General features: G+C 43.1%; 7 protein-coding genes, 2 tRNA genes and 2 rRNA genes. 3 read left to right on the plus strand and 8 right to left on the minus strand.

Features of this window, described 5'->3' with window-relative positions; all coding sequences use genetic code 11:
- Positions 1-89: 89 nt before the first annotated feature.
- The 5 genes from V5M36_RS14730 to V5M36_RS14750 all read right to left on the minus strand — a co-directional run bounded on the left by V5M36_RS14730 (position 90) and on the right by V5M36_RS14750 (position 6,225).
- A 23S ribosomal RNA gene (locus V5M36_RS14730) occupies positions 90-2,984 on the minus strand.
- Between the two features lie 368 nt (positions 2,985-3,352).
- Positions 3,353-3,428 (minus strand) — tRNA-Ala (locus tag V5M36_RS14735).
- A gap of 49 nt (positions 3,429-3,477) precedes the next feature.
- Positions 3,478-3,554: transfer RNA gene (locus V5M36_RS14740), tRNA-Ile, on the minus strand.
- A 61-nt stretch (positions 3,555-3,615) separates the two neighbouring features.
- Positions 3,616-5,153, minus strand: a 16S ribosomal RNA gene (locus V5M36_RS14745).
- Together the 16S and 23S rRNA genes with 2 tRNA genes alongside form the textbook arrangement of a ribosomal RNA operon.
- Positions 5,154-5,622: 469 nt before the next feature.
- Positions 5,623-6,225 carry a TetR/AcrR family transcriptional regulator gene (locus tag V5M36_RS14750; protein ID WP_338560354.1) on the minus strand — a complete coding sequence of 201 codons (603 nt, stop codon included), beginning with the start codon at positions 6,223-6,225 and terminating at the stop codon, positions 5,623-5,625.
- 85 nt (positions 6,226-6,310) lie between these two features.
- Between V5M36_RS14750 and V5M36_RS14755 the strand changes: the two genes are divergently transcribed.
- The gene (locus V5M36_RS14755) at positions 6,311-7,519 is read left to right on the plus strand and encodes an oxygenase MpaB family protein (protein ID WP_338560355.1); all 1,209 of its coding nucleotides are present in this window, start codon (positions 6,311-6,313) and stop codon (positions 7,517-7,519) included.
- A gap of 347 nt (positions 7,520-7,866) precedes the next feature.
- Here the strand turns inward: V5M36_RS14755 and V5M36_RS14760 are convergent, their stop codons facing one another.
- The 3 genes from V5M36_RS14760 to def all read right to left on the minus strand — a co-directional run bounded on the left by V5M36_RS14760 (position 7,867) and on the right by def (position 11,171).
- A complete protein-coding gene (locus V5M36_RS14760; protein WP_338560357.1) occupies positions 7,867-9,990 on the minus strand; it encodes a TonB-dependent copper receptor in 2,124 nt (707 codons plus the stop codon).
- Positions 9,991-10,079: 89 nt separating this feature from the next.
- On the minus strand, positions 10,080-10,544 hold the full coding sequence (locus V5M36_RS14765; protein WP_338560358.1) for a DUF2946 family protein: 465 nt from the start codon (positions 10,542-10,544) through the stop codon (positions 10,080-10,082).
- Between the two features lie 96 nt (positions 10,545-10,640).
- Positions 10,641-11,171, minus strand: a complete 531-nt coding sequence (def, locus tag V5M36_RS14770) for a peptide deformylase (RefSeq protein ID WP_338560359.1) — start codon at positions 11,169-11,171, stop codon at positions 10,641-10,643.
- Positions 11,172-11,294: 123 nt separating this feature from the next.
- On the opposite strand from def, the gene V5M36_RS14775 reads away from it, so the two are divergent.
- Positions 11,295-12,446, plus strand: a complete 1,152-nt coding sequence (locus tag V5M36_RS14775) for a LysM peptidoglycan-binding domain-containing protein (protein ID WP_338560362.1) — start codon at positions 11,295-11,297, stop codon at positions 12,444-12,446.
- A gap of 12 nt (positions 12,447-12,458) precedes the next feature.
- A complete protein-coding gene (gene dprA, locus V5M36_RS14780) occupies positions 12,459-13,610 on the plus strand; it encodes a DNA-processing protein DprA (protein ID WP_338560364.1) in 1,152 nt (383 codons plus the stop codon).

Consider the following 13,610-nt stretch of genomic DNA (forward strand, 5'->3'; position numbering starts at 1 on the left):
ATATTTGAGTTGCAGTTTAAGGACTAGCTTTCACTAAATCAAGGTTTTTGTATCAATTAGATCAACAACACCAACTGTTTGGGTGTTGTATAGTCAAGCCTCACGAGTAATTAGTATTGGTCAGCTTCACATATCACTATGCTTCCACATCCAACCTATCAACGTTGTAGTCTTCAACGGCTCTTTAGAGGACATATAGTCCTAGGGAAATCTAATCTTGAGGTAGGCTTCCCGCTTAGATGCTTTCAGCGGTTATCCCTTCCGAACATAGCTACCCGGCGATGCGACTGGCGTCACAACCGGTACACCAGAGGTTCGTCCACTCTGGTCCTCTCGTACTAGGAGCAGATCCTCTCAAATTTCCAACGCCCACGGTAGATAGGGACCGAACTGTCTCACGACGTTCTAAACCCAGCTCGCGTACCTCTTTAAATGGCGAACAGCCATACCCTTGGGACCTGCTTCAGCCCCAGGATGAGATGAGCCGACATCGAGGTGCCAAACACCGCCGTCGATATGAACTCTTGGGCGGTATCAGCCTGTTATCCCCAGAGTACCTTTTATCCGTTGAGCGATGGCCCTTCCATACAGAACCACCGGATCACTAAGACCTACTTTCGTACCTGCTCGACTTGTGGGTCTCGCAGTTAAGCGCGCTTTTGCCTTTATACTCTACGCGTGATTTCCGACCACGCTGAGCGCACCTTCGTACTCCTCCGTTACTCTTTAGGAGGAGACCGCCCCAGTCAAACTACCCACCAGACATGGTCCTCGCTCCAGATAATGGAGCAGAGTTAGAACCTCAATATTACCAGGGTGGTATTTCAAGATTGGCTCCATCGCAACTAGCGTCGCGACTTCAAAGCCTCCCACCTATCCTACACAAGTAAGATCAAAGTTCAATGTCAAGCTGCAGTAAAGGTTCACGGGGTCTTTCCGTCTAGCCGCGGGTACACCGCATCTTCACGGCGAATTCGATTTCACTGAGTCTCTGCTGGAGACAGCGCCCCCATCATTATGCCATTCGTGCAGGTCGGAACTTACCCGACAAGGAATTTCGCTACCTTAGGACCGTTATAGTTACGGCCGCCGTTTACTGGGGCTTCGATCAAGAGCTTCGCTTACGCTAACCCCATCAATTAACCTTCCAGCACCGGGCAGGCATCACACCCTATACGTCCACTTTCGTGTTTGCAGAGTGCTATGTTTTTAATAAACAGTTGCAGGGGCCTGGTTTCTGTGGCTGTCAACCGCTCAAACCGCAAGGGTTATCACCGTCGACAGCGTACCTTCTCCCGAAGTTACGGTACCATTTTGCCTAGTTCCTTCAGCAGAGTTCTCTCAAGCGCTTTGGTCTACTCGACCTGACCACCTGTGTCGGTTTCGGGTACGATTCCTGTGTAACTGAAGCTTAGAGACTTTTCCTGGAAGTATGGTATCAGCCACTTCGCTAGTAAACTAGCTTGCTATCAGCTCTCAGCATAGAGCACCCCGGATTTGCCTAAGATGCATGCCTACAGCCTTTCACCTGGACAACCAACGCCAGGCTGACTTAACCTTCTCCGTCCTCTCATCGCATTACACAGAAGTATTGGAATATTAACCAATTTCCCATCGACTACGCCTCTCGGCCTCGCCTTAGGGGTCGACTCACCCAGCCCCGATTAACGTTGGACTGGAACCCTTGGTCTTTCAGCGAACGAGTTTTTCACTCGTTTTGTCGTTACTCACGTCAGCATTCGCACTTCTGATACCTCCAGCAGACTTCTCAATCCACCTTCATCGGCTTACAGAACGCTCCCCTACCACTTGCAATAAATTGCAAATCCGCAGCTTCGGCATATAGTTTTAGCCCCGTTACATCTTCCGCGCAGGCCGACTCGACTAGTGAGCTATTACGCTTTCTTTAAAGGATGGCTGCTTCTAAGCCAACCTCCTAGCTGTCTATGCCTTCCCACATCGTTTCCCACTTAACTATAATTTTGGGGCCTTAGCTGGCGGTCTGGATTGTTTTCCTCTTGACTACGGACGTTAGCACCCGCAGTCTGTCTCCCGGATAGTACTCATTGGTATTCGGAGTTTGCATCGGTTTGGTAAGTCGGGATGACCCCCTAGCCGAAACAGTGCTCTACCCCCAATGGTATTCGTCCGAGGCGCTACCTAAATAGCTTTCGGGGAGAACCAGCTATCACCAGGCTTGATTAGCCTTTCACCCCTATCCACAAGTCATCCCCTGGCTTTTCAACGACAGTGGGTTCGGTCCTCCAGTTAGTGTTACCCAACCTTCAACCTGCTCATGGATAGATCGCCTGGTTTCGGGTCTACACCCAGCAACTAAACGCCCTATTAAGACTCGATTTCTCTACGGCTCCCCTATTCGGTTAACCTTGCTACTGAATGTAAGTCGCTGACCCATTATACAAAAGGTACGCAGTCACCGGACTCAATGCCGGCTCCCACTGCTTGTATGCATGCGGTTTCAGGATCTATTTCACTCCCCTCACAGGGGTTCTTTTCGCCTTTCCCTCACGGTACTGGTTCACTATCGGTCAGTCAGGAGTATTTAGCCTTGGAGGATGGTCCCCCCATATTCAGACAAGGTTTCACGTGCCCCGCCCTACTCGACATCATCATATAAGCCCTTTCGTGTACAGGACTATCACCCACTACGGTTGCACTTCCCAGAGCATTCCACTAGAACTTATATGACTTAATGGGCTTTTCCCCGTTCGCTCGCCGCTACTAAGGGAATCTCAATTGATTTCTTTTCCTAAGGGTACTGAGATGTTTCACTTCCCCTCGTTCGCCTTGCATGACTATGTATTCATCATGCAATACCTACCTTATGGTAAGTGGGTTTCCCCATTCAGAAATCTCCGGATCACAGGATATTTGCCGCCTCCCCGGAGCTTATCGCAGGCTATTACGTCTTTCATCGCCTCTGACTGCCAAGGCATCCACCACATGCACTTAATTACTTGACTATACAACCCCAAACAGTCGATTGTTCTTACAAGCAGAACATTCAACATTACAGTTTGACGCACTGTGAACTTAATCACTGTACAGCTTCAATCTAATTCATATACCAAAACGCTTGATTCAGTTAATCGCTAGTTTCTCAACATTCTATCTCCATCCAAACCTGTCACTTGCGTGTCACATTTAAATGTCAATTTAATGTTGAGCCTTAAACAATTTATTTCAACTCAAATATATTCTGTTAATGATTTTTCTAGCCTTCGTCAGGTCTAGAAACTGTGATAAATCACAGAACTTAATAAACTCAAACCACTCAATGGTTGATATTCACTAAGTTCTATAATTTCTCAGCTTATTCACTTAAAGTGAATGGTGGAGACTAACGGAGTCGAACCGTTGACCTCCTGCGTGCAAAGCAGGCGCTCTACCAACTAAGCTAAGTCCCCAGCTTATCATATAGATCGACGTATCTTTTTATCTGTAAAGTTCGCAGAGTGGTGGGTCTGACAAGACTTGAACTTGTGACCCCACGCTTATCAAGCGTGTGCTCTAACCAACTGAGCTACAGACCCTCAGATACATCTTCATGAAGAACAACTTGTTGTGGATTCTTACCGATCGTCAATCTTTCGTTAAGGAGGTGATCCAGCCGCAGGTTCCCCTACGGCTACCTTGTTACGACTTCACCCCAGTCATCGGCCACACCGTGGTAAGCGTCCTCCTTGCGGTTAGACTACCTACTTCTGGTGCAACAAACTCCCATGGTGTGACGGGCGGTGTGTACAAGGCCCGGGAACGTATTCACCGCGGCATTCTGATCCGCGATTACTAGCGATTCCGACTTCATGGAGTCGAGTTGCAGACTCCAATCCGGACTACGATCGGCTTTTTGAGATTAGCATCCTATCGCTAGGTAGCAACCCTTTGTACCGACCATTGTAGCACGTGTGTAGCCCTGGTCGTAAGGGCCATGATGACTTGACGTCGTCCCCGCCTTCCTCCAGTTTGTCACTGGCAGTATCCTTAAAGTTCCCGGCTTAACCCGCTGGCAAATAAGGAAAAGGGTTGCGCTCGTTGCGGGACTTAACCCAACATCTCACGACACGAGCTGACGACAGCCATGCAGCACCTGTATCAGAGTTCCCGAAGGCACCAATCCATCTCTGGAAAGTTCTCTGTATGTCAAGACCAGGTAAGGTTCTTCGCGTTGCATCGAATTAAACCACATGCTCCACCGCTTGTGCGGGCCCCCGTCAATTCATTTGAGTTTTAGTCTTGCGACCGTACTCCCCAGGCGGTCTACTTATCGCGTTAGCTGCGCCACTAAAGTCTCAAAGACCCCAACGGCTAGTAGACATCGTTTACGGCATGGACTACCAGGGTATCTAATCCTGTTTGCTCCCCATGCTTTCGTACCTCAGTGTCAGTATTAGGCCAGATGGCTGCCTTCGCCATCGGTATTCCTCCAGATCTCTACGCATTTCACCGCTACACCTGGAATTCTACCATCCTCTCCCATACTCTAGCCAACCAGTATCGAATGCAATTCCTAAGTTAAGCTCAGGGATTTCACATTTGACTTAATTGGCCACCTACGCACGCTTTACGCCCAGTAAATCCGATTAACGCTCGCACCCTCTGTATTACCGCGGCTGCTGGCACAGAGTTAGCCGGTGCTTATTCTGCGAGTAACGTCCACTATCTCAGAGTATTAATCCAAGTAGCCTCCTCCTCGCTTAAAGTGCTTTACAACCAAAAGGCCTTCTTCACACACGCGGCATGGCTGGATCAGGGTTCCCCCCATTGTCCAATATTCCCCACTGCTGCCTCCCGTAGGAGTCTGGGCCGTGTCTCAGTCCCAGTGTGGCGGATCATCCTCTCAGACCCGCTACAGATCGTCGCCTTGGTAGGCCTTTACCCCACCAACTAGCTAATCCGACTTAGGCTCATCCATTAACGCAAGGTCCGAAGATCCCCTGCTTTCCCCCGTAGGGCGTATGCGGTATTAGCAGTCGTTTCCAACTGTTGTCCCCCATTAATGGGCAGATTCCTAAGTATTACTCACCCGTCCGCCGCTAGGTCCAGTAGCAAGCTACTTTTCCCCGCTCGACTTGCATGTGTTAAGCCTGCCGCCAGCGTTCAATCTGAGCCATGATCAAACTCTTCAGTTTAATATTGCTTAGTGCCTTAAAGGGCACCAATCTTGGCTCATCAATTTTCTGACAAATATTTCTCAAATAAACTTCGAGTAATTTCTACCATCAATCAATGAAAATAATTTCGATCGATCAACCAGTAAAAATCCACACAAGTTGTTCTTCATAATCTCTTAATGATCTTCTTGCTGATTCGTCACCAGCAAGCTAGGTCGGTTATACTACTCTCTTTCTGAGAATAGTCAACAGGTTTTGTTCATTAATTTTAAACTTCTTCAAAACAATAAAGATTCAAACCTTTCAGCTAAATCCTTGTTTCCCAACAAGTTTTAATCAACATCACCGCCGATGGATGTGCATTCTACAGGATTTCAGATCAGTTGCAACCCTGTTTTTCAAAAAGATTTATCATGTGAATACTAAATAATCTTAAATATTCATAAGTTTATGATTATTATATATTTTTTATTTTAAAATAATTTTATTATTTATTTTGCTCACCCAAATAAGCCAAAATCATTATGCTGAGTTCCGCCTTAAGCTGTTGTTCTGATATAAGAAAATCATTATTACTGACATATCTCATCATCGTAAATAGAGTGCTATTGATGATGACAAACGATTTATGTTTAAGCGTTTCGAAACTCCAATGCGGATAAAAGCGATTAAATACATATAAACCAACTTCAAAAAAATGTTTTTCTAAAATCTTCGCCGCTTCAGAGTTGTTATATCCATGCCAATGTTTGAGTACTTCAATAAAAAATCCGTTGTCTTCTCGCATAACATCAAAACCAAATTGCAAACTGCTATCAATCAGTACTTTCAATTCGATCTGTTCTTGAGATATTGAAAGTTGCTTGAGTGCCAAGCCCAAGTTTTCACTTTTACGGCGTAAAAGCTCCAATATGATCTGATCTTTATTTTCGAAGTATTGATAGATAGATCCAACACTCACCCCTGACTTTTCAGCAATTTTGGGTGTGGTGACTTGAACTAAGCCATATTCAGCGACACATAACTGAGTGGCTTGCAAAATACTATCTACCACTATTTTCGCGCGTTGCTGTTGTGGTCTTTTTCTCATATACAGCTCAACCTGAAATGCGAATTGAATGCGAATAAATATTCATATTATTCTTTGGTTAAACAATAACCAGGCTGACTCCAACATGTCAAATTTAAAAATACCGAAACGCTTAGCGTCATTTGAAAGAATGCAAAAGAGCGATTTGATCTCTAGAGTATTAAACAAATTTACAGATCAAAACTTTATTCCCAGTTATGACGACTACTTGGCCTTAAACCAAAGTATGCACACTGGCGATATCGCCATGGATACGGTAATGGCGTGGGTGATGACCAACCCCAGAGTACATCGCAAATATTTCGAAACAGCACTTTATCAGGGCTTGGATCAACTTCCTCATGAGATTCCAGAGCTAACAACATTTTTTAAGTTGGTCGAAACGCCCCCAGCGTGGTTTGATCCTGCCAAAATAAAAGCATCTATTCAATTTACACATCGTTTGGGTACCAACAGCACATTTATACTCCGCGATTTAGCGTTAATGACAGGTTATCAATACCCAGGTTTTAATCAGCCACTCATATTGACTGGTGCGCTCAGTAAATTTGCAGGAAAACGTTTAGCAGAAACCCATAAATGGTGGCTCGACGTCAATAAAGAAAATAGTTTTGATCGTTTTAATGATGGATTCACGTCGACTATTTTTGTTCGCTTTATTCACGCATTAGTGCGTTATCAACTGAATAAATCCGCCGAATGGGATCATGAGGTTTGGGGTGCACCCATTAATCAATTCGATCAAGCCTTAACAAATATTGCATTTAGTGGTGTATTGCTCTTAGGTGTTCGGGGAATTGGCATCTTTCCCAATAAAACAGAAGTAGAGTCGATTATGCATTTTTGGAAATATGCGGGTTGGTTGATGGGTGTAGATGAACAATGGTTAGTCGACAAAGAATCTGAAGGTTGGAAATTACTGCAATGGATGAACTATGCGCATCCAAAAGTCGATGACAGTAGCCGTAAACTTGCTGTGAGCTTATCTAAAGAGCCTTTTGAAAGAGAATATAAACGTTTTAATCGTTTTTTACAGAAGAAAGCTTATCGTAACCATTTGGACCTGACTCAACTGTTTCTGGGTCGTAAGAAAATGAAGAATCTCGGCCTTCCTCCCCGACCTATTGCCTGGTATCCAATCTATCTCATGGCCAAAAATACGGTGATTTACAACAGCGCCAAACAAATTCCGAAATTAGATTTATATTTGCAAAAACATGGGCGAATGCAACAAGAACAGGCTTTAACGTTGTATCAAAATGCAGGAAAACAATTAGCAAGCATGCAACAATAAATCAGAGCTTCACGATGGTGCTTTAAGATCATTAGATACTTATTTTGATTTTAAGGCACTATTTTATTGTAATTTAAAATTATTCTATTGTTTCTAAGTTCTGCTAGTCGACGTATACACTTCAATAGATCAGCGATCATCTCTAGGTATTAATAAACGAGGTATTAATAAGCTAGCTATTTACAAACTGGCTTGCTGATAAGCTCTCGGTTAAAAAAATACCCCTATTACCGCTGTCGTGGCATCAATAAACTTTGGAAAAGCCAGTCGCAGAAACCACCATGATAAAACAGTGATTTCTGCGTGATTAAAATTCTATAAAATCAATCTATAAAATATTAAATTTTTTAAAACTTCATGCTGATCCGTGCCCAATAATTACGACCTGTATTATTGAACTGTTCTGTTGCTGCTAAGCCAGTTCCAGCATCACCTAGTTTATTCAAATGTTCGGTATAGGTTTTATTGAGAACATTGTCCACCCCGACCGAAAGATCAACACCATCAACAAGATGATAAGTTCCATTCAAAGATAATGTACTAAAGCCTGCACTTGGTTTTATGTCATAGCCTACGATATTACCTTGATTTTGACTGATTCGATTCTGTCCATCGACGACACGCCAAAATGCACCCAAAGTGTAGTTATCTTGAATATAACGTAGATTGATTCGACCTTCCAAAGGTGAGATTTGCGGTAACGGCGTATTGTCTGTGGTGTTTCTACCCCATGCATACATCGCGCTTATATCCGCTTGAATAGCATCACTAAATTGATAGCCTATCCCTGCCTCAGCCCCAGCAATGGCCGCATCTACATTTTTTGCGCCAGCACTAAAAGATGAACCATGACCATGCCCGCCCATACCCGTACTCGGATGGTCATGATAGCTCATGAGAATAAAGTCTTTTACCCATCCCGCATAGCCCGACACCCATGAACTATAAGCACCATGTGAATGCTGATAACCCAAATCAAGTTGTATGGTTTTTTCAGTATCTACACCATTAAATGTATTTACAGATCCAGCATTGCCATGTTTGGGGCTGTACAACTCCCAATAATCAGGCATACGTTCCACGAACCCTATACCAATGTATGTCTTACCGTCATCATGTTCGGGATGGCTATTTTCAAAACGAATAAAACCACTGGCTAAGGTTTTATCTAACTTCAGATTAAAACCTTTATCGATAGAGTCTTTGCGTAAATCTTCAACTTTCACTTGATCGACGCGCGCACCTGTAACCAGCTTATTCTGCTCACTGAGTTGATAACTTAACTCTCCAAAACCACCATAAGAGTTGAAGTGCATATCTTCAGTTGTTGGCATATTCATGGTTCGAGAAACCATACCGCCAGCATGTTTATTGTTTTGTGTATCGAGACCTGTGATCAGTTGGAATCGGTCCCACTCCTGTGTCATTGCAACTCGTCCATTCAAAGTACGGCGTGTCACTTGCATAGAGGATGGGTTAGGCACCATACCTAAACTCATATCATGCGTCATCGGTGGTTTACGTAAGCTAAAGTTATCCATGACATGATCATTAAAACTATAGTTCACTTGTGCTTCAACTTTTTGAATAACATCAGTGAGATTTTTTTTCTCAAAGCGCAAACCTAAACTGTCTCGCTTAAATTGAGAACCATCCATGCTTCGTCCAGCATATGCTGCTTCACCATCAGCCGTACCACCCGTGAGTTCGAACCACGTATTTTCATCTGGTGTCCAACCCAGAGCCAAGTCTGCATTCCAGCGTTCCCAGTTTGAATGCACTGAAGTTCCATCACCATCTTGATAGTCATTGGAAACAGATCGATTGGTATTTAAACGGACATACTTTTGCTCGTCGCCAGCTGCGACCTCAACATTCTGATCTAAACGTCCAAATGACCCTGCTAAAACACTGACTTGACCACGATAGTTTTTATCTTCAGTGAATTGCTCAGATTTTCGTTTAAATTGAACCGTTGCAGCAGATCCCGTATTGGCAAACTGAACCGTCTGAGGTCCTTTAATGACGGTGATTTCATCATAACTTTCAGGTGAAATATAGGATGTTGGCGAGTCCATTCGACTTGGACATGCGCCTAAGTTTTCAGTGCCGTCTGTGAGTATTTTAATACGTGAACCAAACATGCCACGGAACGTTACATCACTATTGGTCCCGCCACTCGTTACAGCGTTAAATCCAACAATACTTTGTAAATAATCAGCACCATCCGTTGCAGGAATAGGTTGAATCGGCTGTTTAGGATCAGCTCGTACGATCAAACCATTAGCGTCGTTACCCTGATGCGCTGTTGCGACAATAGGTGCAAGACTTTGTGCCATTTTGACTGGCATCGTTTCTTGATTCTTTATGATTGCCGTTGCATCTTCAACATTGGCAAAACTTAGAGGTGAATAAAAGGCAACACAAATTGCAGCCGCAAGAGGCTGTAAATAAAATTTAGGCTGAGCCATGAGTTTATCTCACTTAATACATAAATATGAACTGCTTTTCAAGCAGCACAAGCTCTGGAGTCAATAAAACCCAGATCTATACATTTCATTTATGCAAAAAGCGGTGGCGCACGTCCTTGCGGCAAAAGATACAGGCGTTGCAGTAAGAAATAGACATGATTAAATGCTTCTTGAAACGCAATCAGACGTACTTGAATACGAATCAACACTTCTTTGACATGCAACTCAGGGGGTAAAACCAAATTACCAAACACCGTACAGTATTGGCATTGATGGTTGGCATCGTGATGATCATGATGCGAAGTAGAAGCATCCGCTGATAAAACAACTGAATGTTCTTGGTGAGAATGATGCTGATGTTCGGCAACGCTATGTGATTCAGAAAATTGCTCAGAAGTTATCTGAACAAATGCATTCGGCGGCTGAAATAAAGCACGGGTGATCGTTTCACAGACCGGAGCAATTTGATATTGCTTTGGTAGTAAAGGCTGTAAAAAAACAGCAATCTGTAAAAACACTGCTATAAAACTAAGCAGAAACCCGATGCGTAACAAATAAACAGCCTCAACTTATTTAATCTTTTCAATAGCGCTATACCTGAGTATAACAAAGCCCAATTGAAATTGGGCTTTGTTAAAATCTATTTGCGATTAACGTTTTACAGCGACTTTTTCTTTTTGACGCTGGCGCTCAGCTTTAGCAAGTTTTTCACGTGCACGCTGACGCTTAAGAGGCGATAAGTAATCAACAAATAGCTTGCCGTTTAAGTGATCCATTTCATGCTGGATACACACTGCAAGTAAGCCATCGGTTTCAATTTCAAATGCTTTGCCTTCTAAGTCAATCGCATTGATTTTGACACGTGACGGACGTTCAACTTTATCGTATATTTGAGGTACAGATAAACAGCCCTCTTCATACGATAGGGTATCTTCAGTCAAAGGTGTAATTTGGGGATTAATAAACACCATTGGCTGATTTTTTTCTTCAGATAAGTCCATGACAATTAACTGAATATGATGATCCACCTGAGTTGCAGCCAAACCGATACCTGCTGCTTGGTACATCGTTTCAAACATATCTGCTGCAAGGTGACGAATTTCATCCGTTACCTGTGCGATAGGTTTTGCAATGGTACGTAGGCGCGGATCTGGGAAACTCAGAATAGGTAATAAGGCCATGCGGCTCCTCATTGGCTATGCCATTGATCTTAAAAACTAAATGAAGTTTACGCTTCATTAAATAATACGTGTAATATGCATATTATAACGCAAATGGACACATAATTTTAGGGAATTATGATAATGAAAAAGGTTTTATATAGCCTGGGACTTTTCCAAGCTAAGGGGTTAAAAAAACAATGTCTTGCAGTGGCCCTATGTTTAAGTGCTGGCTTCATGACAACTCAAATCACACAAGCAAGTCCAAATATAAGCCCACCCGCATTAAAATCTAGCGCCCCACATGTGTATGTTGTAAAAAAGGGAGATACTCTGTGGGATATCTCGGGTAAATTTTTAAGTAAACCTTGGCGTTGGCCTGAAATTTGGGCATCAAATAAACATGTCAAAAATCCACATTGGATTTATCCAGGAGATCGACTACTTCTCTGTACCTTAGATGGTCGCCCACTTATTGGTAAAGATGAGGGCGATGGTTGTGAGGGTGTCATCCGACGTCATTTGGGTGGAGTTACGCTTAAACCACAAGTTCGCGTAGAGTCACTGAATAATACCATTCCAATCATTCCATTGGCGCATATTCAGCCTTGGTTAGATCATAGTATTGTCGTTGCTCCAGAATCTATACAAAACACACCTTATATTTTAGGCACTGCAGATAATCGTATTGTCGCAGGACAAGGTCAAACTGTTTATGCGCGCGGTCAAGGTATTTCATTAGGTCAATCTTATGGTGTTTATCGTGAAGGTAAACCGTATATTTTCATCGATCAAAATGGCAAAAAATACAATGCAGGTTTAGAGCTCACTGAAGTCGCTTCTGCTACAGCAGTGGCCGATGAGAATAATATTGCAACCCTAGAACTGACCAAAAGTTTTAATGCTGAAGTACGTCGTGGTGATTACGTCTTACCAAAATATGATGCTAATTTGCCAAGTTTATTCTATCCAGCAACCAACACAGATATTGTTCCAGATGGCAAAATCATTCGTGTCATGGGTTCTATTGGAACGGCTGCCCAACATAGTGTGGTAAGTATTGATCGAGGTGCGCAACACGGCTCAAAACAAGGTCATGTGCTCAGTGTCTTTCAACAAGGTGAAGTGATCAAAGATCCTAAAACCAATGAAGTGGTCAAGCTACCAAGTCAACGCGTTGGCAATGTCATGATCTTTAAAGTGTTTGATCAATTGAGCTATGCCTATGTGCTAGATAGCACCTTACCGATTAAAGTGGGTGCAGAATTAAAACCATCACCAATGACTGAAAATTAAAAGGTAATGCGCATGTTAAATGAGATCTCTGAAGTTCAGTTAAGCTACATCAAACTTTGGTATCTCGTTCAACATTCTCTTTCTTCATTTCATAAAGTCATTCAACATTTTGGATCTGTTGAAAATGCGGTTCAGCCCAAACATTTAAATCGTTGGGCTGAACTTAATATTCATAAAAATCATATTCAACGTGCGACTGATTTTTCAAGTGTTACGGGGCAATTTCAATTCAACCAATGTTTGGATAAAATTAAACTGCATACAGATTTCATTCTGCTCGATATTGAAGATGATTATCCCAAACAACTCATGCCCTATACAGATCGCCCACCTATTTTATTTGGTCAGGGAAATTTACAAAATTTAAGCCAAGCCCAACTGGCGATCGTCGGCAGTCGCAAACCCAGTCCGCATGGCAAACAAGTCGCCTTTGATTTTGCTTTTTACATGAGTCAAAAGGGCTTTTTTATCACCAGTGGCCTAGCCCAAGGCATCGATGAAGCGGCACATTTAGGTGCGCTCAAAAACCAACGTACTATTGCTGTGATTGGGACAGGATTAGATCAGGTTTATCCTAGCCAAAATCGCAGCTTACAACAAAATATATTAGATCACTCAGGAACTGTTATTTCCGAATTTCTTCCTGAAACCAAACCTCTCAAACATAATTTTCCTCGACGGAATCGAATTGTGAGCGGCTTAAGTCTGGGCGTTTTAGTTGCTGAAGCAAAACTTGAAAGCGGTTCACTCATCACAGCACAAGCAGCGGCGAATCAAGGTAAAACTACATTCGCCATTCCGGGTCATATTTACAGTGAATTTCATCAAGGCTGTCATCAATTGATTCGTGAAGGTGCGATTTTAGTGGATCATCCTGAGCAAATTATTGAGGATCTAGCTTTACCTGCGCAATGGCAACATCAACAAAATCAGCCTTTAACTAAAATAAGCAGTATTGAAGCGCAAGAAATAAGTCCGCAGATTCCTCAGCATCTTTATAAGATTTACCAACAATTAGATTGGGTGGGCCAAGATTTAGATCAGTTAGCTCATGCACTCAATTCTGATACGGCGCAATTAACGGCAGCCCTCATGGAGTTAGAGCTTATGGGGTTTGTTATTCAACAATCAGGACTATTTCTACGTTGCCGTCAGATTAATTAA

It is taken from the genome of Acinetobacter sp. KS-LM10, from assembly GCF_036896575.1.
Classification (GTDB): Bacteria; Pseudomonadota; Gammaproteobacteria; order Pseudomonadales; family Moraxellaceae; genus Acinetobacter; species Acinetobacter avistercoris.